17 protein-coding genes are annotated in these 21,793 nt (G+C 66.0%); 8 read left to right on the top strand and 9 right to left on the bottom strand.

What is annotated here, in order from left to right; all coding sequences use genetic code 11:
* Positions 1-12: 12 nt before the first annotated feature.
* The 3 genes from ACIQ67_RS11585 to ACIQ67_RS11575 are packed head-to-tail and all read right to left on the bottom strand — an operon-like array spanning position 13 to position 5,511.
* Positions 13-1,212: an HlyD family efflux transporter periplasmic adaptor subunit gene (locus tag ACIQ67_RS11585; protein WP_397534521.1), complete on the bottom strand. Its 1,200-nt coding sequence runs from the start codon at positions 1,210-1,212 to the stop codon at positions 13-15.
* 23 nt (positions 1,213-1,235) lie between these two features.
* On the bottom strand, positions 1,236-3,590 hold the full coding sequence (locus ACIQ67_RS11580) for a type I secretion system permease/ATPase (protein ID WP_397534520.1): 2,355 nt from the start codon (positions 3,588-3,590) through the stop codon (positions 1,236-1,238).
* Between the two features lie 28 nt (positions 3,591-3,618).
* Positions 3,619-5,511, bottom strand: a complete 1,893-nt coding sequence (locus ACIQ67_RS11575; RefSeq protein ID WP_397534519.1) for an acetylglucosamine transferase — start codon at positions 5,509-5,511, stop codon at positions 3,619-3,621.
* A gap of 296 nt (positions 5,512-5,807) precedes the next feature.
* Here ACIQ67_RS11575 and ACIQ67_RS11570 point away from each other — a divergent pair, with 296 nt between their 5' ends.
* The 5 genes from ACIQ67_RS11570 to ACIQ67_RS11550 all read left to right on the top strand — a co-directional run bounded on the left by ACIQ67_RS11570 (position 5,808) and on the right by ACIQ67_RS11550 (position 8,884).
* The gene (locus tag ACIQ67_RS11570) at positions 5,808-6,248 is read left to right on the top strand and encodes a hypothetical protein (protein WP_397534518.1); all 441 of its coding nucleotides are present in this window, start codon (positions 5,808-5,810) and stop codon (positions 6,246-6,248) included.
* A gap of 24 nt (positions 6,249-6,272) precedes the next feature.
* On the top strand, positions 6,273-6,611 hold the full coding sequence (locus ACIQ67_RS11565; RefSeq protein ID WP_397534517.1) for a hypothetical protein: 339 nt from the start codon (positions 6,273-6,275) through the stop codon (positions 6,609-6,611).
* 139 nt (positions 6,612-6,750) lie between these two features.
* Positions 6,751-7,758 (top strand): D-2-hydroxyacid dehydrogenase family protein, encoded by a 1,008-nt coding sequence (locus tag ACIQ67_RS11560; protein ID WP_397534516.1) that lies wholly within the window; start codon positions 6,751-6,753, stop codon positions 7,756-7,758.
* Entirely contained in the window at positions 7,755-8,330 is a 576-nt protein-coding gene (locus tag ACIQ67_RS11555) for a chromate transporter (RefSeq protein ID WP_397534515.1), read from the top strand. Before ACIQ67_RS11560 ends, ACIQ67_RS11555 begins: the two co-directional genes overlap by 4 nt.
* Positions 8,330-8,884 (top strand): chromate transporter, encoded by a 555-nt coding sequence (locus tag ACIQ67_RS11550; RefSeq protein ID WP_397534514.1) that lies wholly within the window; start codon positions 8,330-8,332, stop codon positions 8,882-8,884. The genes ACIQ67_RS11555 and ACIQ67_RS11550 overlap by 1 nt, the downstream gene beginning before the upstream one ends.
* A gap of 12 nt (positions 8,885-8,896) precedes the next feature.
* Here the strand turns inward: ACIQ67_RS11550 and upp are convergent, their stop codons facing one another.
* The 4 genes from upp to ACIQ67_RS11530 all read right to left on the bottom strand — a co-directional run bounded on the left by upp (position 8,897) and on the right by ACIQ67_RS11530 (position 12,414).
* Positions 8,897-9,529 (bottom strand): uracil phosphoribosyltransferase, encoded by a 633-nt coding sequence (gene upp, locus ACIQ67_RS11545; RefSeq protein WP_397534513.1) that lies wholly within the window; start codon positions 9,527-9,529, stop codon positions 8,897-8,899.
* Between the two features lie 40 nt (positions 9,530-9,569).
* The gene (rlmB, locus tag ACIQ67_RS11540) at positions 9,570-10,316 is read right to left on the bottom strand and encodes a 23S rRNA (guanosine(2251)-2'-O)-methyltransferase RlmB (RefSeq protein WP_397534512.1); all 747 of its coding nucleotides are present in this window, start codon (positions 10,314-10,316) and stop codon (positions 9,570-9,572) included.
* A 29-nt stretch (positions 10,317-10,345) separates the two neighbouring features.
* A complete protein-coding gene (locus tag ACIQ67_RS11535; RefSeq protein WP_397534511.1) occupies positions 10,346-11,554 on the bottom strand; it encodes a glycerophosphodiester phosphodiesterase in 1,209 nt (402 codons plus the stop codon).
* 89 nt (positions 11,555-11,643) lie between these two features.
* Positions 11,644-12,414 (bottom strand): DUF1624 domain-containing protein, encoded by a 771-nt coding sequence (locus ACIQ67_RS11530; protein WP_397534510.1) that lies wholly within the window; start codon positions 12,412-12,414, stop codon positions 11,644-11,646.
* Positions 12,415-12,472: 58 nt separating this feature from the next.
* Here ACIQ67_RS11530 and ACIQ67_RS11525 point away from each other — a divergent pair, with 58 nt between their 5' ends.
* The 3 genes from ACIQ67_RS11525 (at position 12,473) to ACIQ67_RS11515 (ending at position 17,502) form a co-directional block, all read left to right on the top strand.
* Entirely contained in the window at positions 12,473-13,606 is a 1,134-nt protein-coding gene (locus tag ACIQ67_RS11525) for a S1C family serine protease (protein WP_397534509.1), read from the top strand.
* A gap of 179 nt (positions 13,607-13,785) precedes the next feature.
* Positions 13,786-16,425 (top strand): ATP-binding protein, encoded by a 2,640-nt coding sequence (locus ACIQ67_RS11520; protein WP_397534508.1) that lies wholly within the window; start codon positions 13,786-13,788, stop codon positions 16,423-16,425.
* A gap of 84 nt (positions 16,426-16,509) precedes the next feature.
* Positions 16,510-17,502, top strand: coding sequence for an LLM class flavin-dependent oxidoreductase (locus ACIQ67_RS11515; protein WP_397534507.1), 993 nt, complete (start codon positions 16,510-16,512; stop codon positions 17,500-17,502).
* Positions 17,503-17,597: 95 nt separating this feature from the next.
* Here ACIQ67_RS11515 and ACIQ67_RS11510 read toward each other — a convergent pair whose 3' ends face one another.
* Both ACIQ67_RS11510 and purL read right to left on the bottom strand, forming a co-directional pair.
* Positions 17,598-18,698: a hypothetical protein gene (locus ACIQ67_RS11510; RefSeq protein WP_397534506.1), complete on the bottom strand. Its 1,101-nt coding sequence runs from the start codon at positions 18,696-18,698 to the stop codon at positions 17,598-17,600.
* Positions 18,699-18,704: 6 nt separating this feature from the next.
* A partial coding sequence (gene purL, locus ACIQ67_RS11505) for a phosphoribosylformylglycinamidine synthase (protein WP_397534505.1) occupies positions 18,705-21,793 on the bottom strand: 3,089 nt, incomplete at its 5' end.

The raw sequence follows: 21,793 nt of genomic DNA, 5'->3' as shown, positions 1-21,793 counted from the left end.
CGGAGCTGGCCATCAGAGCTCGCGCATGGCCTCCCGGCTGCGCAGCATGGGTCGCAGCAGGAAGCTCATCACCGTGCGCTCACCAGTCTTGATTTCGACCTGCGCCGTCATCCCCGGTATGACCTGCACTGCTTCTCCCTTGTAGCGCAAGGTGCTGCGCTCCGAGCGCACCAGGGCGCGGTAGTAGCGGCCGTCGGCCGACTTGGCATCGTTCTCGCCCAATGCATCCGGGCTGATGTACTCCACACGCCCTTCGAGTCCGCCGAACACGTTGTAGTCGAAGCCGGCCAGCTTGACGCGCGCATCCTGCCCCACGCGGACGAAGCCGACTTCGGCTGGCTTGATCCGCACCTCCACCAGCACCGCATCCGTCAGCGGCACGATCTCCATCACCGGTGCTCCGGTCGTCACCACCCCGCCCAGGGTGTTGGCGCGGATGTTCTTCACCATGCCGCGCACCGGCGACACCAGCACCGTGCGCTTCAGGGCATCGTCCCGCACCACCTTCTGCTCGTCCTGCATGGCCAGTTCATTTTGAAGGCGAACCAGTTCAGAGCTGGCTTCCTGCCGGAAACGGCTGACACGTTCGGCGCGCTGCTGCACCAGCTCGTTGACTTGCCGGTCCAGCCGCATCACCTCCACCTCGGACATCAGCCCACGCGCGGCCATGTCCTTGGAAATCTTGAGCTCGCGCTGCAGCAAGGCCGAGCTTCGATTGATGCTGCTCACCGCCTCGTCGAGCAGCCGCTGTCTGGCCTCATAGGCTTCGGTTTCGGCCGAAACCAGACCCGTTTGCCCCCGGAGCTCTGGCGGGAAGCGCAACGGCCTGCCCGAGGCCTCGGCCGTCAGGCGTGCCAGCGTTGCCTTCAGGGCCAGGCGCTTGACTTCGCCTTCGTTCTGCTGGGCCTCGACGCGGGTGGGGTCCAGCCTTGCCAGCACCTGCCCGGCCTCGACGCGATCGCCTTCCTTCACCAGCAGCTCCCGCAAGATGCCCAGCTCGGCGCTGGCGATCACCTGCTCGCGGCCATCAGGCACGATGCGGCCATCCGCACGGCTGACCTGATCGACCTTGGCAAGGGACGCCCAGACGACTGCGCTGACCACCACGGCCAGCAGCAGGTAGAGCACGGAAGTGATTCGGGGCAGCGGCTCGTCGACTTGGGCGGCCGCAAGGGCGCTCAGGAACTGGCCTTCTTTCTGACTGATGCTCATGCAAACGCTCGCGGGGACTGCAGCTACACGGACGCTGAACGCTGCACCGGCTGAGCCGCAGGATGCATGTGCAGATTGCCCGCCTCAGCGGCCGGCGCAGTCGGGCGCACGCCGGACAGGGCCGCCAGCACCTGGTCACGCGGACCATCCATCACCAGGCGGCCGGAGTCCATCACGACGATCCGGGTCACCAGTTCAAGCACAGCGGGTCGATGGGTGACCACAACCAAGGTGCAGTCCGTCGCGGCATCGCGCAGCTGGCGCAGGAAAGCCACTTCGGATTGCGCATCCATCGAGCTGGTGGGCTCGTCCATCAGCAGGATCTGCGGCTTGGTCACCAGGCTGCGCGCCAGGGCCACCAGCTGCCGCTGGCCGCCTGACAGCAGGCTACCCATCTCGCCCACGGGCAGATCCCAACCCATCGGGTGGGCGGCAATCACCCGGTCCAGTCCGGTCAGGCGGGCCACTTCCACCATGCGGCTTGCATCGATCTGGCTGCGCCCCATCAGCACGTTGTCCCGCAAGGTGCCATGGAACAGCCGGGGGTCCTGCGAAACGAATCCGATGCGGCTGCGGTATTCGGCCGGATCGACCTGACGCAAATCGATGCCATCGACCTCGACCATGCCTTCGGTCGGTTGATACAGGCCGCCCAGCAGGCGCAGCACGGTGGACTTGCCACTGCCGATCCGGCCCAGCACCGCAACCCGCTCGCCCGCCTGCAGGCGCAGGGTAACGGCCTTGAGCACCTTGGGCGCCGTGCCCTCGCCCTGCAGCGGATAGGAGAAGCCCACATCATGAAGCCCGACACGGCCCGTGATGCTCGCCAAAGGCACATAGTTGCGCCCGGGCTCCCGCTCGGTCGGCTTGGCCATCAGGTCATTCAGCGCCACCAGCGCCGCACGTGCGCCCTGGTAGCGCCCGGCCAGCATGATCAGGCTGCTCATCGGCGCGATGGCGCGGCCGGCGAACATGACCGCACTGATCAGCGCGCCGGAGCTGATGATGCTGTCGTGAATCAGATAGACGCCCCAGACCAGCATGACCACGGTGATCAGCTGCTGCATTGTCATCGTCAGGTTGTTGCTCAGGCTCGCCCAGAAACGGGACCGTGCGCCCGACTCGGCAGCGATGGCATTGCTGGTCTCATAGCGATGGATGAAGCGGCCTTCTGCGCCGGAACTCTTCAGATCCTCAAGGCCTTCGACGGCCTCGACCAAGGTGCCATGGAGATCCGCCGTCTCCGTCATATTGGTGTTGATCGCCTTGCGCAAGGCGCCCTGCACCGCCCAGGTGATGCCCAGGATCAGCGGAATGGCCAGCAGCACCACCCAACCCAGCGGTCCACCGACCACGAAGGTCATGGCCACGAAGATGAAGACGAACGGCAGGTCGGTGACGATGGAAACGCTGGCGGACGAGAAGAAGTCCCGCACGCTTTCAATCTGACCGAGGGTGTGCGAGAAAGAACCCGCCGACGCCGGCTTGTGCTCCATCCGCACGCCCAAGGACTGGCGGAAGAGCTTGGAGCCGATGATCAGATCGGTCTTGCGACCGGCCACGTCGATCAGGTGCGCCCGCAGCTGTCGCGCGAACAAGTCAAACGCAAGGGCCAGGCCAGCACCGATGGCCATGGTCCAGAGCGTCACGAAGCTCTGATTCGGGATGACCTTGTCATAGATCACCATGGTGAGCAGGCCAATCATCAGCATCAGCAGATTGCTCAGGCCGGCGGCCGTCATCGACGCACGGTAGTAGGGAATGAAACGCTTGAGCGTGCCCCACAACCAGTGGCCGTCCGGCCCGATCTCCAGCAGCGGCTTGCTGCCGCGGCTGGCCTGGGTGGTCTCAGGCAGGCTGACCAGCAGCATGAAGCCGCTGTACTCCTGCTCCAGCTCCGCAGCGCTGGCGGTGCAGACGTTGGCATCCGCGCCAGGGAACACCACCTCGTACTGGCTCTCCTGGCCGGCTTCGGCGGGCTCAAGCCGACGCACCAGCACACAGGCATCTCCGCCGTCCAGCAGCATCACCGCCGGCAACAGCAGCGGGCTGATGTCGCCGATCTTCTTGCGCACCAGGCCGGCGTTGTAGCCAGCCTCGCGCATCACCCGCATCGCCTGGTCGGGGCTCAGCGCACCGTCGACCGGCACGCCTGAGCGCAGCGATGCGGCCGAACGTGCGCGGCCGTGATGGCGCGTCAGCCAGACCAGCGCATGCAGCAGCGGATCGCCGATATCAGCCACCTGCTCCTGCCAATCCGGCGCGCCTTCCTGCGGCTCAGGCGCACTGCTCCCATCGGCCGCCAGATAGAGGCTGGGCGTGCCGGCTCGCTTGGCGCCCTCGGCGCCATCGAAGAAGGGATCATGTCGCTGAGTCACGTTGCTCTTTCAGCCTTTGCGCGCTCGGTCAGACGGAGGGGCGGCGGCGCCGCTCCAGGGCCAGGGTTTCAAGCTTCTCTTCCAGCTCGCGCACGAAGCCGGGCATGTCGAACAGTCTGGACCCGCGGCCGTGCTCGCGCAAGTAACGCTTGTAAGAAGCCGCGCGCGCAGGATTGCGGCCTATCTGCACCGCACGCTTCTCGTACTCTTCCAGCGACTCGGTGATCAGATCAGGCAAGCCGACATGCGTGAGCAGGCTGCCGGCCATGCGCGAGATGTAGCTGCGACCCGAGCGCGTGAGGATGGGCGCGCCGGCCCACAGGCAATCGCTGGCGGTCGTGCCTGCATTGAAGGGAAAGGTGTCCAGCACCAGGTCGGCCAACGCAAAGCGGGCGATGTATTCAGCCGGCGCGACGCGCGGCGCGAAGATCAGGCGCTGCTCGGCAACGCCATGTTCAGCGGCGACGCGAAGCATATTGGCCCGGGTCCACTCGTTGTCTGCCAGCAGCCACAACACGCTGCCGGGCACCTGCTGGACGATTCGCATCCAGCACCGGTACATCTCTTCGGTGAACTTGTGGTTGTTGTTGAAGGACGCGAAGACGAAGGCTTCCTCCGGCAACTGGTACTGCGCCCGTGTCGGCGCCGGACCGACCTCACGTTTGCGGTCGCTGCTCTGGTAGCAGTGGTTCTCCAGGTAAATCGGCTTCTCGCTGCAGTAGGGCAGGTACTCCGGCTGCATGACATAGCGGTCGGCGATGATCCACTCGACACCTGGCAGGGCCGAGGTCGCAGGCAGACCCAGATAGCCCACCTGAACCGGCGCCGGCTTGTAGGCCAGTATGTTGGGGCGTGCGCCGCTGGTCAGGCCCTGGAGGTCGACCAGCACATCGATGCCGGTCTCGGCGATCAGACGCGCCGCGGCTTCATCGGACAAGCCTTTGAGGCGATGGTGTTTGTCCATCGCCGCCAGAATGCGCGCCCGAAGCGGGCTGCCATCGTCGCGGCTCCAGCAAAACGCATGCAACTCGAAACGGCTGCGGTCCTGCAGCTCGAACAGCTCAGCCGTCAGCAAGCCCACGGCGTGCATGCACAGATCGCCCGAGAGATAGCCGATCTTGATGCGCCCGTCCCGCTGGCCCTTGGCATGCAGCTGGTGGTAGGGCCGCTCCTTGTACTTCACCACTTTTTCAAGCACGAAGCGCTGCGAAGTCAGCAACTGCAGCGTCGGCTCGTCGCTGACATTGAGCATCGCCAGCAAGGAGGTGCCCGTCAGCAACTGGTTGTGGGTGACCTCGCCAACGGGCTCATACACCGGCCAGTCGCATTGCTTCTGCCGGATGTGCACATAGTGCTGGATCACGTCCGATTGGTCGGCCTTCAGCTCCAGGCTGCGGCGCATCAGGGCCTGGCTTTCGGCGAAGCGCTTCTCCTGCTCCAGCAGGCGCGCCATATTGTTCAGGGCATGCAGGCGCAGTTCCAAGGCATCGGCACCCAAGCCATCCAGCGGCAAGCTCAGGTCGGCAACCGCACGCCACTCGGCCAGTGCATCCTCCAGCCGGCCGAGATGCTCCAGCTGGTGCCCCAGATTGAGTCGAGCCTGGGTGAAGTCGGGTTTCAGGGCCAGCGCCCGGCGATAGACCTGTTCGGCCTCGGCGTGGCGCTGCACGCCGCCCAGCACGGTGCCCAGGTTGTAGCAGGCCACCGGCACATAGGCCAGCTGCGGCGCCTTGGCCGCGGCGATCCAGGCCTGATAGAGCTGAACCGTCGCCTCTGCCAAGCCCTGCGTCTGCAGGGTGTTGGCCGCTTCCATGAGTTCGCCCAGGCCCAGGGTGCCGGCGCGCGCAGCGGACAGCAGCTGCTCCCAGCGCGGCACAAGTGCGGCGGGAACACCAAGAGTCTGAGGGCTGGGCTGGGACATGTCCATGACGATAGGGGCCAGGTCGGCACGAAGCTGTGGCTGATCTCGATGGTAGTGGCGGGCCTGCTGCCGAGGTTCCCGATTAGGCCGACGAAACCCGCCCAGTTCCTGGCATGGCGCCGAGCCTGCGGCGGCCGTGGCATCGATCACACCCCGCGGGCACATCCGATCTGGGGCGGCAAGTCTGCGCTATTCCAGCCTTCAGCGCCGCCTGGCTTTGCCGAAAATCAATGTGCAAGGTCGGCAATGCCCGGAGGTCAAGGCGGTTCGACCCAAGACAGAACAAGGCTCAAGCCATGCTGAATGCACTTTTGACTCGTTGGAGGCGGCCGGCCCCGGCCCGCCAGGATCTGGGGGAGAGCACATTGCCCAGCGCACCGATGCCGCTGGCGCAGCAGCGCTCCGGTGACTCGCTGCTGCAGAGCTTGCTGCGCTGGCTGCCCGGCGAGCCTGACCCCTGGGGCGGCCTGTCCAAGCCGGCGCTCAAGGCCACCTTGCTGCCGCAGCTGCGCAGCGAGTTCATGGCATGCCTGCGCGGCCTGCACAACACCGATGAGCTGGAGCGCAGCATAGGCCGGGCCCGGTGCCTGCGGGACTTCTGGCATCTGCGCGGCTCGGTCTACACTGAAGTCGCACGCCACTACAGCCAAGCCGAGGCAGAGAGCCGCATGGCCGCCCTCGCCCCCTTCTTCGCTGACTACCAGGCCACATTGCCGCCCAGTACCAAGCGCCATTGAGAGCCCCTGCCCAAGAGCCCTGCCGTGATTGAACTGACCCTGCGGGAGATCCCGAACTTTCCTCCGCCCTGGAGCTATGTCTGCGCCCAACGCCCGGAAGACCGGCGCGGTCGTCTGGCTGCACGCCAGGCTTTCGTCAGTCTGAAGCTGTGTTTCACCCGCGCGGCCGCCGAGGCACGAGGGGCGGCATCTGAAGAGTTGCGGCGCCTGGTGCGCCAAGCCTGTGAGCCGATCGAGCTCTGGCTGCTGCGTGCGCCGCTGCTGGCCGCATTGCCGGATGACATCGATCAGGTTGAGCAGCATCGACTGGCCATCGAGCAGGCCATGCGGCAGGTCTATCCCGACAAGATGCGCGGGGTCTGAGGCCGGCGCCGCCTGGCGCCGCCCAAGGCGCCAACAAGCCCGAAAGCTCCCTGGTGCGAATGTGTAGCAGCGTGTTGCCATGTGGCAGACCCCGATTTTGGCCAGCCGAAAGGCAGGGCAGAATCGGTCGCAGCACATCATGAACATCATCATCCTCGACGACTATCAGGACGCCGTCCGCAAGCTGCGCTGCGCCGCCAAGCTGGATGCCCTGAATGCCAAAGTCTTCACCAACACCGTCAAGGGCATCGGACAGCTGTCCGTGCGACTGCGTGATGCCGAAGTGCTGGTGCTGATCCGCGAACGCACCCACTTCCCACGCCAACTGCTGGAAAAGCTGCCAAAACTCAAGCTGATCGCGCAGACCGGACGGGTCGGCTCGCACATCGATGTCGAGGCCTGCACCCGCCTGGGCATTGCAGTGGCCGAAGGCGTGGGCTCGCCGATCGCGCCGGCCGAGCTGACCTGGGCGCTGATCATGGCGGCGATGCGCCGCCTGCCGCAGTACATCGGCAATCTCAAGCATGGCGCCTGGCAGCAGGCCGGCCTGAAGGCGGCATCGATGCCGCCGAATTTCGGCGTCGGTATGGTGCTGCGCGGCAAGACCCTGGGCGTCTGGGGCTACGGCAAGATCGGCAAGCTGGTGGCGGGTTACGGTCGCGCCTTCGGCATGCAGGTGCAGGTCTGGGGCAGCGAGGCCTCCCGGCTGGCCGCGCAGAGCGATGGCTATGAAACCGCCGAGTGCCGCGAGTCCTTCTTCGAAACCAGCGATGTGGTCACCATGCATCTGCGGCTGGGCGAGGCCACGCGCGGCATCGTCGGCGCCGAGGACCTGGCCCGCATGAAGCCCACCGCACTGTTCGTCAACACCTCGCGCGCCGAGCTGGTGTCGGACGGCACGCTGGTCTCGGCGCTCAACCGCGGCCGCCCCGGCATGGCGGCCGTCGACGTATTCGAGAGCGAGCCCATCCTGCAAGGCCATCCGCTGCTGCGGCTGGAGAACGCGGTGTGCACGCCGCATATCGGCTATGTGGAGCAGGACAGCTACGAGCTCTACTTCGACGCCGCCTTTGACAATGTGCTGAATTTCATCCGCGGCGAACCCTCCCAACTCGTCAACCCGGATGCACTGAAGGTCATGCGGTGAGCCAGGGCGCACGGGCGCCACGCTCGCTGACTGAGCTGTTCTGGGCCTTCTCGCGTCTGGCTTTGCAGGGCTTTGGCGGTGTGATCGCGGTAGCGCAGCGGGAGCTGGTCGAGCGGCTGCAGTGGATGAGCCGCGAGGAATTCGTCGAAGCACTGGCCGCCGCCCAGGTGCTGCCCGGCCCCAATGTGATCAATCTGTCGCTGATGATCGGCGACCGCTTCTTCGGCCTGCGCGGCGCCTTTGTCGCCTTGGCCGGCATGCTGTGCTTTCCAAGTGTCATCGTGCTGGGCCTGGCTGCCCTTGCCGGCCACTATCTGGCCATGCCGCAGGTCGCGGGTGCACTGCGAGGCATGGGCGCGGTGTCGGCCGGATTGATTCTTGCCACCGCGCTGAAGCTGCTGCCAGCCCTGAAGAGCAGTCCGCTGGGCCTGCTGCCCGCGCTGCTGATTGCAGCCCTGGCCATCGTGGCCATCGCGATCGTGCGCATGCCTTTGATCTGGGTGGTGCTGGGGCTGGGCGGCCTGGGCATGCTGCTGGCAGCCCGGCGCCTGGGCCAAGAGAAGGCGATGTAATGAATGCCGCCACGCTGTCAGCCTCGGACTACCTGGCGCTGTTTCTGCAGTTCCTGACGCTGTCTTTGCTGTCGATCGGCGGCGCGATCAGTACCGCGCCCGAGATGCACCGGTTTCTGGTGCTGCAAAAAGGCTGGCTCAACGAAACCCAGTTCACAAGCTCGATCGCGCTGGCGCAGGCGGCCCCCGGCCCCAACATCCTTTTTGTCGCGGTGCTGGGCTGGAACACGGCCGGCTGGATGGGCGCGGCTGTGGCCATGCTGGGCATCATGCTGCCCTCCACCACGCTGGTGCTGGCTGCCACGCGCTGGGCCGAAGCCAACCGCGAAGCGCTGGCCGTGCGTGCTTTCACCAGCGGCATGACGCCCCTGACCCTGGGCTTGCTGACAGCCACCGGCTGGCTGCTGGCCCAGCCTTATGTGGCCGACCCCGCGCACCGCTGGACCACGCTGGCGCTGATGGCTGTCACCGTGCTGGTGGTGCTGCGCACGCGGCTCAGCCTGCTGTGGCTGGTGGCGGGTGGCGGCGTGCTGGGGGCACTGGGCTGGGTTTGAAACCGCCCGCCCTCAGCCTTCTTTCGTTCCAAAAATCTTGTCGCCGGCGTCGCCGAGGCCAGGGATGATGTAGCCCTGCTCGTTCAGATGGCTGTCAACTGCAGCCGTCCAGCAGCGCACTTCGGGATGAGCGGCCTGCAAGGCTGCCACACCCTCGGGCGCCGCAACCAGCACCAGTGCACGGATGTCCTTGCAGCCGCGCGCCTTCAGCAAGTCGACGGTGGCGATCATCGAACCGGCCGTCGCCAGCATGGGGTCGACGATCAGTGCAGTGCGCTCGTCCAACTGGCCGACGAAACGATCGAAGTAGTTGACCGGCTTGAGCGTCTCATGGTCGCGCGCCAGGCCGACCACGCTGACCTTGGCGTTGGGCATCATGTCCAGCACGCCGTCCAGCATGCCCAGGCCGGCACGCAGTATGGGCACCACGGTGACCTTGCGGCCGGCGATCTGGTCGACCTCGGTCGGGCCGCTCCAGCATTCGATGGTGGTCTTCTCCAGCGGGAAGTCGGCGGTGGCCTCGTAGGCCAGCAAGCGGGCCACCTCGCCGGTGAGCTCGCGGAACTTCTTGGTCGAGATATCGGCCTCGCGCATCAGGCCGATCTTGTGCTTGACCAGGGGGTGTTTGACTTCGATGACGGGCATGGTGCGGCCGCTTGCTCTTGAATACTGGGAATGGCCGTGATTATCCGCGCTGGCGCAGGGCCTCGAACAGGCACACGCCAGCCGCGACCGAGACGTTCAGGCTCTCGACCGCACCCTTCATCGGGATGCGAACCAGCTCATCACAGGTCTTGGCGGTCAGCTGGCGCATGCCCTCGCCCTCGGCACCGAGCACCAGGGCCACCGGGCCCTTCAGGTCCAGGTCGTAGATCGATTTCTCGGCCTGGTCCGAGGTGCCGATCACCCAGATGTCGCGCTCCTTCAGCTCATTGAGCGTGCGCGCCAGATTGGTCACCATCAGGTACGGCATGGTTTCGGCCGCGCCGCTGGCCACCTTGGCCACGGTGGCGTTCAAGCCCACCGCATGGTCCTTGGGGGCCACCACCGCATGCGCGCCGGCGCCATCGGCCACGCGCAGGCAGGCACCCAGGTTGTGCGGATCGGTCACGCCGTCCAGCACCAGCAGCAGCGGCTTGTCGCCGCCGGCCTCAACACCGTCCAGCACATCGTCCAGCGAATGCAGCTGGGCCACCGCATGCACACGCGCCACCACACCCTGGTGGCGGTGCGTGCCGCACATGGCCTTGAGGCGGTCGTCATCGCTGTCGACCAGTTTGGCGCCCGCGCTTTGGGCCCGCTCGACGAACTGGCGCATGCGCTGGTCGCGGCGGGTGGCGTCGACATGAATCTCGACGATGGAGGCAGGCGCGGTCTTCAGCCGCACGGTGACGGCATGGAAGCCGAAAAGAATCTTGGGAGCGCTACTCATGCCCGCATGGTAGCGCCCCGAGGCAAGCCTCAGTAACCGAGCTGCTTGGAATAGGCCGCGCGAGCCGCCAGCGCGGTGTCGGGGAAGTCCGAGAACAGGCCGTCGATGCCGGTGCTGTAGAACAGCTGATATTCCTTGGCCGGATCGCCGCCGAAGTCAAACGCCAGACCGCCCTTCTCGTTGCGGAAGGTGTAGGCGTGGACGAACAGGCCGGCCTTGTGGGCATCCGCCACCAGGCTGGTGGCCGGCGTGCTGGAGGCATCGGCCCAATCCAGCTTGCCATCGCCGTTGACGTCCCTGCCGCTGCCGTCAGCATTCAGCGTCCACTTCAGGCTGGCGATATAAGGCTTCCAGGGGCCGATGCCATCCGCATAGGTCTTGATCTCGGCAAGGCCGGCCGGCGTGACCATGGCGCTGTAGAGGCGCTTGTCACCCGCCTTGGTCCAGTCATAGGGGCGGTCCCAGGGCGCGGCAAAGGTCAGGTTGCCGGTCTTGAAGTCCACCCAATCGGCGTCGATCAACTGCACCATGCGGACATTCAAGCCCTTGCCGCGCATGTACTTCAGGCTGCCCGGCTCGAAGCTCTGCACGAACACCGGTGCGGTCTTGCTGTTCCAGCCGGCCGCCACCAAGGTGGCGATCAGCTTGTCTTCCAGGCGCAGCCCCTGCTCGATGTGGAAGGTCGGGTGCTTGGTTTCCGGATAGACCGCGATGCTGCGGCCCTTCTCGGCGCTCTTGGCCTTGGCCAAAGCAACGATCTCGTCAAAGGTCGGCACCTTGAACTTGCCGTCATTGGCCTGCGGGCGGCTGGCCGGGGCGATCTTGGCGCCCAGGGTCTTCAGCTCGGCCAGCGTGAAATCGCCGACGAACCAGTCGGTGGTGGCGATGCCGTCCATCATCTTGGTGCTCTTGCGGCTGGCGAATTCGGGCCTATCGGCCACGTTCGTCGTGCCTGAGAGCATGGGTTCATGGCGGGCCACCAGCACGCCGTCCTTGGTCATGACCAGGTCCGGTTCAATGGCGTCCGCACCTTGCTCGATCGCCAGCGTGTAGGCCTCGATCGTGTGCTCGGGTAGATAGCCCGACGCGCCGCGATGCCCCACCACCAGCGGCTTGGCACCGTCCAAGGTCAGGTAGGGCTGCGGGTCATCGCCGCCGCCGCAGGCAGCGAGCAGCGCCGCTGCAGCCAGGGTAGACAGCAAAAGGCGGGAAGGAACGTTGAAAGCGGCGTGTTTCATCTTTGATTTCTTTCTGATCGTCTGCGACATGAGTCGAACATGACAACGATCCCACCAAAGCATGACAAGCGCGTGAAGCGCCCTCCGCCTCAAGCCGGAAGGACGGTGCGAACCAGCCACAGCGCTCCGATCAGTAGCGGCTGGTGCAGCATGTAGAAGCTCAAGGACCAACGGCCGAGAACGGACAAGGCCTGAAAAAAGCCGCTCACCTGACCCGCCAGCAGGCCGGGCTGTGCCTTCAGCAAGAAACGCCCCAGGGCAAAGCCCCACAGCATCACACCCAGCCAGGGAAGAACTGGCACATAGTCCTCGGTGACGGGCTTGTGCGTCACCAGCCCGACCCAGTTGGTCCAGCGGCTATCGAAGAAGGGATGTGCAAACACCTGAGGCGCAAGCAAGGCTGCCGCCCCCAGCAGCAGCAAGGCCCAGCCCGGCAGACGCGGCCCCAGAAGACGCAGCAGGATCAGCATGACGGCCATCGCATGCAGGACACCGAAGCTGATGAAGCTCCGTGGAAACATCAGCCAGGAACCAAGCGAGACCAGCAGCGCACAGGCGGCCACCTGAGCCCAGCGGCGCCAGAAGCGCGCCCAGCTCTGGCCTTGCTGCACCGCCACCGCCTGCCCCAGGCCGGCGCACAGCAGGAACAGGCTGACGATGGCGGTGCGCTGCCAGGTCCAAAAAGGATCGCGATAGAAGTCCGCCGCAACAAAGCGGAAATAGTTGAGGTCGAAGATGAAGTGAAACAGTGCCATCCAGACGATGGCGCCGCCGCGCAAGGCGTCCAGCCGGTCGTAGCGGCCGCCCGTGCGGCGGTCAGGGCTAGCCTGGGGCTGCTGTATCGTCGTTCCTGTTGTCATCGCGGGCGAAGTCTAGGGCACTTGAAGCTCGATCTTTCGTCCACAACTGCCCTTCACCATGTCATTCGCCCAGTCCACTCCGAACCGCTTCCGTCTTCTTGGCGCGCTGACCCTCGGCGCCGCCCTGCTCCTGGGCGGCGCCTGGCTGTGGCCGGGCCTTGTGCAGGGCAAGGGCGCGCCTGGCGCACAGCCCCGTGCCGTGCAGGCCCGAGGCCCGCTGCTGGCGACCGAGCAAACGCATATCGACGTGTTCCGGCGCAGCTCACCCTCGGTGGTGCACATCACCACGCTGGCGCTGCAGCGCGACATGTTCTCGATGAACGTCACCGAGGTACCACGCGGCACGGGGTCCGGCTTCATCTGGGATGACAGCGGCCTCATCGTCACCAACTTCCATGTCATCCAGGGCGCCAATGCCGCCAAGGTGACGCTGGCCGACCAAAGCAGCTACGAGGCCGAACTGGTCGGCGCCTTCGAGGACCGCGATCTGGCGGTGCTGCGCATCAAGGCGCCCAAGGACAAGCTACCGCCCATCCCTCTGGGCGCCAGCCGCGACCTGCAGGTGGGCCAGCAGGTCTATGCGATCGGCAACCCCTTCGGCCTGGATCAGACCCTGACCACCGGCATCGTTTCGGCGTTGGGCCGCGAGATTGAATCGATGAACCGGCGCAAGATCCGCGGCGCCATCCAGACCGATGCCGCCATCAACCCAGGCAACTCGGGCGGGCCGCTGCTGGATTCGGCCGGCCGTCTGATCGGCGTCAACACCTCGATCTACAGCCCCAGCGGGGCCAGCGCCGGCATCGGCTTCGCGATTCCCGTCGATGAGGTCAACCGCGTGGTGCCGCGCCTGATCCGCGACGGCCGCTTCATCCGGCCGGCGCTGGGTGTGACGGCCGGCCCGCAGCAACTGCAGCAGGCGCTGCGCCTGCCCAAGGGCGTGGCTCTGGTGGAAGTCGGCGCCGGCAGTCCGGCGGCCAAGGCAGGACTGCAGCCGTTCAAGCGCGGCCGCGACGGGCGCGTCGTCAATGGCGATGTGATCACCGCGGTGAACGGTCAGGCCGTCGAGGACATGGACGACATGCTGGCCCAGTTGGAAGCGCGCCAGATCGGTGATCAGGTGACACTGACGATCTGGAACAGCGGCAAAACGCGCCAGGTCAGCGTGGAGCTGGGGCGTTCCAGCAACTGAGGCTCAGGCACTGACGCCGGCTTGGCGCCTGCGCTTAGCGTTCGCAACAGTGCAGCGCTTGTGTTAGTGTGCCTCCAACCCTGTTGGATGTGCCGAAGCAGATGCCCTCCTCCCTGGCCTTGGTGACCCGCTCAAACAGCCCATGGGTGGGCTATTGGCCCGTCTGGCTGTGTCTCGTCTTGAGTTTGCCTCTGGGCTTGCTCGTGCAAGAGCAGCAGCAACAGGCTTGGCGCGCCCAGCAACGGGATGCGGTTGAGCAGCGCTTGAACCTGCTGCGCGACCGGCTTGAGGCCGCGGGCCAGGCCACTTTTGCGCCGACCCAGGCCCTGGCCACGATGATTCAGATCGATGAAGGCCTGAACGAGCAGCGCTTCTCCCAAGCTGTAGAGCGCGCCTTGCCGCTGCTGCCGCAGCTGCGCAGCGTGGCCGCGGCACCCGACAACATCGCCCGCCACGTCTATCCGCTGGCGGGCAATGAGGCCGTGCTGAATCTGGACTATCGAAGCGTCCCGGCGCAATGGGCGCAGGTTGAGGAGGCGCGGCGCCTCGGCAAGCCCATCTTGCGAGCCCCGGTGGCCTTGCTGCAAGGCGGCATGGGTGTGATCCAGCGCAATCCGGTCTTCCTCCAGGCGCGCGGCGCTGAGCCGCGCTACTGGGGCACGGTGTCGGCGGTGGCTGACCTGAATCGGTTCATTGCCAGCGCTGGTCTGGGCGATGAGGACAAGCTGGCTCTGGCCCTGTACCAGCGCAATGCCGACGGCCGCCCGGGCTCGAAGATCTGGAGCACGGGAGCACAGGAGCGGTCGGAACATGAGGAGCAGCTCAGCCGCACGATCAGGCTGCCTGGGGCCGAGTGGCTGCTCCTCGCTCGCCCAGCCCAGGGTTGGGAACGCGCCGGCTTCTGGAGCCCGATGCTGGCCTTGATGTGGGGCGGCTGTGTCCTTGTCACCTTGCTGGTGGCCTTGCTGACCCGGATGTGGCGCATTCAATGCCGGGACAACGAAGCTTTGAGTCGAGAGATCGAACAAGGTCTGCAGATGCGCGCTGAACTGGAGGCCTCCCAGTCACGCTTTCGCACGCTGGCCGCACTCGCCAGCGACTGGGTCTGGGAACAGGATGCCGAGCTGCGCTTCACCTATATCTCGCGCGTGGCCGAACAAGCCAGCAACACGGATTCCAAGCTCATTCTTGGCTTTCGTCGATGGGAGTCGCCCAGCCTTGTGCCTGGTACCGTGGACTGGGAGGCCCACCGCCAGATGCTTGAGCGGCAGGAGACCTTCCGGGACTTTGAGTACGCCCAGCACTCGGCGGATGGCAGCATCAAGTACCTTAGTGTGTCCGGCGCGCCGATCTTCGATGCGAACGGCACGTTTTGCGGCTATCGCGGCACCGGCCGTGACGTGACCGTACAGCGCCGGGCTGAGGCTGAGCTGCTGGCCTCACAAGCCGAGTTGCAGTCGGCCAGGGACCGGCTCCAGGCCGTGCTGGATGCAGCGCTTGAAGTGGCCATCGTGGCCACAGATGCCGAAGACCGCATCACTGTCTTCAGCCGCGGCGCTGAACGCATGTTGGGCTATGGCGAGGCCGAAGTGCTGGGCAAAAGCCCTCATCAGTGGCATCTGCAAGAGGAGATCCAGGCGAGAGCTGCAGCACTTTCCAAGCAGCTGGGACAGCCGGTGGAAGCAAAGGAAGCCTTCATCGCAGCGCCTCTGAAGGATGGCAGCGATACCCAGGTCTGGACCTTCGTGCGGCGCGACGGGAGCCGCCTGGAAGTCTCGCTGACCGTCAGCGTCGTCTACTCACGCCAGGGCGAGTTGATCGGCTACGTGGGCGTCGCCAGAGACATCAGCGCCCAGTTGCAGGCCGAGCGCGGCTTGCGCGCGCTGAACACCGAGCTGGAGGCACGCGTCGCCGCGCGGACCGCCGAGCTGGCCGATACGCTGAACACCCTGCAGCATGCCCAGGTCGAACTGCTTCGGGCCGAGCGCATGGCTGCGCTGGGATCGCTGGTGGCTGGCGTCGCCCACGAACTCAACACCCCGCTGGGCAACTGCCTGACCACTGCCTCGACACTCGAGGCGCGCAGCCGCGAGGTCAGCAGCCAGTTGGCCTCCGGCAGCATGCGCCGCGCGACCCTGGACCGCTATCTTGAGGACACAGCCACCGCCAACAGCATCCTGCTGCGAGGTCTGACCAGTGCCTGCGATCTGGTGCAGCACTTCAAGCAACTGTCGGTCGATCAGACCAGCGAGCAACGGCGAATCTTTGTGCTCGAAAGCGTAGTGGGAGACGTGCTGGGACTGGCACGCGCGCGCTGGAAGAGCACGCCCTACAACATCGAGGCCGACCTGCAGCCCCTGCCGCGACAGCTGGACAGCTATCCGGGCGCACTCGGTCAGGTCTTGTCCAATCTGCTGCAAAACGCACTGATGCACGCCTTTGACGGGCGCGGCGTCGGCACGCTGAGCATCAGCGCCCGATCGCTGGACGCACGCCACTTCGAACTGCGGGTCGAAGATGACGGCTGCGGCATGAGCGAGGAGGTCCGCCACCGGGCCTTCGACCCCTTCTTCACGACCAAGATGGGCCGCGGCGGCACCGGGCTAGGCCTCAACATCGTCTACAACATCGTCAATGATGTGCTGGGCGGTCGCCTTGAGCTGAGATCGCGCGAAGGAGGCGGCACCTGCTTCGTCTTTACTCTGCCCTACGAGGCACCGCTATTGCGCCCCCAAGGCAGCGAGCGCAACCGTGCAAGTCACCCGCGTGAGGAAGCCGCTGAAGCCAGGCATCCCGGCCCGCAGGCTACGGGCCGCTGAAGCGGGCTGTCTGCCTCGGCGCGGCTCGCGCGGGCGAAGCCCCTTGGCCAGCGCTGCTGTGCGCAGCTCACCTAGACTCGCCGCATGAGTTTGCTCCCGCTATCCGTTCTGGACCTGGCCCCCATCGTGGCCGGCAGCGACGCCGCCACGGCCTTGCACAACAGCATCGCGCTGGCCCGCCACACCGAGCGGCTGGGCTATCAGCGCTTCTGGGTGGCTGAGCACCACAATATGGACGGCGTGGCTAGTTCAGCCACCGCCGTGCTGATCGGCCAGATTGCAGCGGCCACGCACACGCTGCGCGTCGGCTCCGGCGGCATCATGCTGCCCAATCATGCGCCGCTCACCATTGCCGAAGCTTTCGGTACGCTGGCCACCCTCTTCCCCGGCCGCATCGACCTGGGCCTGGGCCGCGCACCCGGCACGGATCAGCCCACGATGCGCGCGCTGCGACGCCATCTGAGCAGTGCGCAGGAAGACCGATTCCCTGAAGACGTACTGGAGTTGCAGGCCTACCTCGGACCAGCCAAGGAAGGCCAGTTGGTGCGCGCCATTCCCGGCCAGGGCACCGAGGTGCCGATCTGGATCCTGGGCTCCAGCCTCTACGGCGCACAGCTGGCGGCCTATCTGGGCCTGCCATTTGCCTTCGCCTCGCATTTCGCGCCTGATCTGCTGATGCAGGCACTGGAGATCTACCGCGCGCAATACCGGCCCAGCAGTCGGCATCCCAAGCCCTATGCGATGGTTGGCCTGAACGTCATCGTCGCCGACAGTGACGCCGAGGCTGCGCGCCTCTTCACCTCGCTGCAGCAGCGCTTTCTCGGCATGCAGCGCGGCCAACGCGGCCCTCTGCCGCTGCCGGTGGACGATATGGAGGCGCTGTGGAGCCCCGCCGAGAAGGCCGGCGTGGCGCGCATGCTGGCGGAGAGCGTGGTTGGCTCACCGGCCACTGTGCGTGCCGGCCTGCGCGCCACGGCCGAGCGCACCGGGGCGGACGAGTTCATCGTCGCTTGCGCGGTGCATGATTTTTCGGCGCGACTGAGGTCGTACGAGTTGCTGGCCGAGCTGGCTCGATAGACCGCTTGGGACTGCGGCGACCGAGCGTGGGGCAGGTGGTCGCATGGCGCGTCTTCGTGCGCCGCCGCCCCGTTGCTCAGAAGGCGGAACGCCGATCAGCGGGTAAAGACAGGCAGCAAAGCCTTCAGCTCCGCAACAGGAAACGCGCTCGTCTTGCTGACCTTGACGAGCCGCCGCGAGAACTCGGCAAATGCCAAAGCAAGCGGCGCATGCCGCTGGAGTACTTCAAGGACAGAGCCGGAACAAGCTTCCACACGCGCCAAGAACTCCGGATCGCTCAGGCTGGCGCGCCAATCCGTGCTGCCGCCCAAGGCTTTGACGATGCAAAGCACCAGCGCGAGAGACGAACGGCAGCGGTCATAGTCCGCATGCTCAGCGAGGAACTGGCGCTCGTCAGCGTCGAGTTCAAAGCGGCTGCATGAGGCAAGGCCGAAGTCGCTGAGGTAGAGGCCATGCCCGTCGGTGAGCATGTTCTCGAAGTGCGCATCGAAGTGAACAAAGCCCTGCGCCGACATGAAGCGCACAGCCTGGTCGAGCTCGCGCTCGACAAGCTCAACGCCAAGCTTTGCGCGCTGTCCGCCGTGACGGAGCTCGGTGTGCAGCCAGTCACGCAGGTTCGACGGAAACCACTCAATGAACAGCGCCAGATGCGCCGGCGCTTCATCGAGTGAAGCAAAGCGCCTGCTGACCTGCTCGACACCAGGAAGCTCCTGGCTGCCCTCGGCAAAGTAGCGCTCCGCTTCATCGCTGCGTAGCACCCCGCCAAGGCCTGGTAGCACACGCCAGTGGTGCAGCAGCGGGAAGTTCGGACAGGCCTGCGACAGCACCCAGTCACTGGCCTGCTGCTGGGCCGCCAACTCGCGCCAGGCGCCAAAACCCACTGAGCCAATGCCGTACTGGAAGTAGCCGGGCAGCTCGAAGAGATTGGCTGTCGACTGCAGATTCTCTTGCCGCAGCTCCAGGTCGCTCAGTGGCAGCAGCTTCACGAACACGGGCTGGCCGGCGAACTCCATGAGCACCGAGCCGGCACCTATGCCCGCCTTGCCTGCACTGGCGGATAGCCGCGATTCGATCTGCTCGACAAGCTGCTCGGTACTCGCCGCCGCCAGCGTCTCAGCGATGGCCGCGTGGCCCAAAGCCCTTCGCTGCGTGGAAGCGAGGCCGCCGTCGGCGCCGGGCTGGGCAGACGACGGCAAGCTCAATCAGCCCACCCACTTCCGCGCATTGCGGAACATGCGCGTCCACGGGCTCAATTCTTCAACGGCGCCCGATGTCCAGCTCATCTGCGCGTTGCGGAACACGCGCTCCGGGTGGGGCATCAGCACGGTGAAGCGGCCGTCGGCGGTGGTCACCGAAGTGAGGCCATCCGGGCTGCCGTTGGGGTTCAGCGGATAGACCTCGGTGGGCGCGCCGCTGTTGTCCACATAGCGCATGGCGCGGGCCACCTGGGCCGCATCGCCGCGCTGCGAGAAATCGGCGAAACCCTCGCCATGAGCGACCGCGATTGGCAGGCGGCTGCCGGCCATGCCTTGGAAGAACAGGCTGGGCGACTCCAGCACCTCGACCATGGCCAGACGGGCCTCGAACTGCTCGCTCTTGTTGCGCGTGAACTTGGGCCAGGCCTGAGCGCCCGGGATGATGGGCGACAGCGCGGCCATCATCTGGCAGCCGTTGCACACACCCAGCGCGAAGCTGTCGCTGCGCGCGAAGAAGGCCTTGAACTGATCGGCCAGCACCGGATTGAACATGACCGAGCGCGCCCAGCCTTCGCCGGCACCCAGCGTGTCGCCATACGAGAAGCCGCCGCAGGCGACAAAACCCTTGAACTGATCCAGCGTCACCGCGCCGGACTGCAGATCGCTCATGTGCACGTCGAAAGTGTCGAAGCCGGCCAGCGACATCGCGTAGGACATCTCCACATGCGAGTTGACGCCCTGCTCGCGCAGGATGGCCATGCGGGGACGGGCTCCGGTGGCGATGAAAGGCGCAGCAACGTCGTCCTTCGGATCGAAGCTCAGGCTGACATGCATGCCCGGGTCCTCGACACGGCCGGCCTGGGCATGTTCCTGGTCGGCGCAGGCGGGGTTGTCGCGCAACTGCGTGATCTTCCAGGACACCATGTCCCACTGCTGGTGCAGCTCGACCAGCGGCGCGCTGTAGACGTTCTTGGCGTCGCGCCAGACCTCGACCTTGCCGCTGGTGTTGGGCTTGCCCACCACATGCGAATGCTTGGCCAGACCATGCTTGCGCAGCACCTGCATCACGGCGTCGCGGTCCGCTGTCTTCACCTGAAGCAGCGCGCCGAGCTCCTCGTTGAACAATGCCTTGAGCGTCAGCTCCGCGCGGCGGGCGCCCACCTGGCTGGCCCAATTCTTGGAGTCGCCCACATCGGCACGACTGTCCGAAACCCCGTCGCCTTCGGTGACCAGCATGTCCACATTCAGGCTGACGCCCATGTGGCCAGCAAAAGCCATTTCGCAGGCCGCCGCCCACAGGCCGCCATCGCTGCGGTCGTGATAGGCCAGCAGCTTGGCGTCAGCACGCAACTCGTTGACCGCCTCGACCAAGCTCTTCAGCAGCGCCGGGTCATCAAGATCAGGCACCGCGCCGCCGAACTGGTTCAGCGCCTGCGCCAGGATGGAGCCGCCCATGCGGCTCTTGCCCTGGCCGAGGTCGACCAGGATCAGGCTGGTGTCACCTGGCTGCAGCTGCGGCGTCAGCGTGCCGCGCACATCGGGCAGCGTGGCGAAGGCCGAGACGATCAGCGACACCGGTGCCGTCACCTGGCGCGTTTCACCTTCAGCCGACCAGCGGGTGCGCATGGACAGCGAATCCTTGCCCACCGGGATGGAGATGCCCAGGGCCGGGCACAGCTCCATACCGACGGCCTTGACGGTGTCGAACAGCGCGGCGTCTTCGCCGGGCTCGCCGCAGGCGGCCATCCAGTTGGCGCTGAGCTTGACCCGTGGCAGCTCGATAGGCGCCGCGAGCAGATTGGTAATGGCCTCGGCCACGGCCATGCGGCCGGAGGCTGGCGCGTCGATCGCCGCCAGCGGCGTACGCTCGCCCATGCTCATCGCCTCGCCACGCAGGCCCTTGAAGTCAGCCAGCGTCACCGCGCAATCGGCCACCGGCACCTGCCAGGGGCCGACCATCTGGTCGCGATGGTTCAGGCCGCCCACGGTGCGGTCGCCGATGGTGACGAGGAAGCGCTTGGACGCCACGGTCGGGTGGCGCAGCACATCAGCGGCCACCTGGCTCAGGTCCACATCGGCCAGGTTCAGCGTGCCGGCATCGCGTGCCACGCGCTGCACCACGCGGTGCATCTTGGGCGGCTTGCCCAGCAGCACGTCCATAGGCATGTCGATGGCGCGCTCGCCACCCTCGCCGTCTTCCAGGATCAGCTCGCGCGCCTCGGTTGTGACGCCCACCACCGCGAAGGGGCAGCGCTCACGCTCACACATGCTCTGGAACAGCGCCAGGCTCTCGGGCGCGATGGCCAGCACATAGCGCTCCTGGCTCTCGTTGCACCAGATTTCCTTGGGGGCCAGGCCCGATTCTTCCAGCGGCACCTTGCGCAGGTCGAAGCGCGCGCCGCGGCCCGCGTCGTTGACAAGTTCGGGGAAAGCATTGGAGATACCGCCCGCACCCACGTCGTGGATGGCCAGGATGGGGTTCTTGGCGCCCATGCCCCAGCAGTGGTTGATGACCTCCTGCACCCGGCGCTCGATCTCGGGGTTGCCACGCTGCACCGAGTCGAAATCCAGATCGGCCGTGTTGGTGCCAGCCGCCATCGAAGACGCGGCGCTGCCGCCCATGCCGATGCGCATGCCGGGTCCACCCAGCTGCACCAGCAGGCTGCCGGCCGGGAACTCGATCTTCTGCGTCTGATCGTCGCGGATGGCACCCAGGCCGCCAGCGATCATGATGGGCTTGTGATAGCCCCGCGCGACACCGTCCACGCGCTGCTCATAGACACGGAAGTAGCCGTTCAGATTGGGTCGGCCGAACTCGTTGTTGAAGGCGGCGCCGCCCAGCGGACCTTCGATCATGATCTGCAAGGCGCTGGCGATATGGCTGGGCTTGCCGATCGGGCTCTGCTCCCAAGGCTCGGACAGGCCCGGCAGATGCAGGTTCGACACCGAGAAGCCGGTCAGGCCGGCCTTGGGCTTGGAGCCGCGGCCAGTAGCGCCTTCGTCGCGGATTTCACCGCCGGCACCGGTCGAGGCACCGGGATAGGGCGAAATGGCGGTCGGGTGGTTGTGGGTCTCGACCTTCATCAAGACGTGTG

Origin of the sequence: Roseateles sp., from assembly GCF_044373315.1 — a bacterium.
In the GTDB taxonomy this organism is placed as follows: domain Bacteria; phylum Pseudomonadota; class Gammaproteobacteria; order Burkholderiales; family Burkholderiaceae_C; genus JACDQM01.
Note: the sequence above shows the minus strand (reverse complement) of the source record. Positions and strands in the feature narration are given on the sequence as shown.

Coding starts and splice junctions, on each gene's coding strand:
- ACIQ67_RS11585 (WP_397534521.1), bottom strand. CDS start 1,212: ATGAGCATCAGTCAGAAAGAAGGCCAGTTCCTGAGCGCCCTTGCGGCC.
- ACIQ67_RS11575 (WP_397534519.1), bottom strand. CDS start 5,511: ATGTCCCAGCCCAGCCCTCAGACTCTTGGTGTTCCCGCCGCACTTGTG.
- ACIQ67_RS11570 (WP_397534518.1), top strand. CDS start 5,808: ATGCTGAATGCACTTTTGACTCGTTGGAGGCGGCCGGCCCCGGCCCGC.
- ACIQ67_RS11560 (WP_397534516.1), top strand. CDS start 6,751: ATGAACATCATCATCCTCGACGACTATCAGGACGCCGTCCGCAAGCTG.
- ACIQ67_RS11550 (WP_397534514.1), top strand. CDS start 8,330: ATGAATGCCGCCACGCTGTCAGCCTCGGACTACCTGGCGCTGTTTCTG.
- upp (WP_397534513.1), bottom strand. CDS start 9,529: ATGCCCGTCATCGAAGTCAAACACCCCCTGGTCAAGCACAAGATCGGC.
- rlmB (WP_397534512.1), bottom strand. CDS start 10,316: ATGAGTAGCGCTCCCAAGATTCTTTTCGGCTTCCATGCCGTCACCGTG.
- ACIQ67_RS11535 (WP_397534511.1), bottom strand. CDS start 11,554: ATGAAACACGCCGCTTTCAACGTTCCTTCCCGCCTTTTGCTGTCTACC.
- ACIQ67_RS11530 (WP_397534510.1), bottom strand. CDS start 12,414: ATGACAACAGGAACGACGATACAGCAGCCCCAGGCTAGCCCTGACCGC.
- ACIQ67_RS11525 (WP_397534509.1), top strand. CDS start 12,473: ATGTCATTCGCCCAGTCCACTCCGAACCGCTTCCGTCTTCTTGGCGCG.
- ACIQ67_RS11515 (WP_397534507.1), top strand. CDS start 16,510: ATGAGTTTGCTCCCGCTATCCGTTCTGGACCTGGCCCCCATCGTGGCC.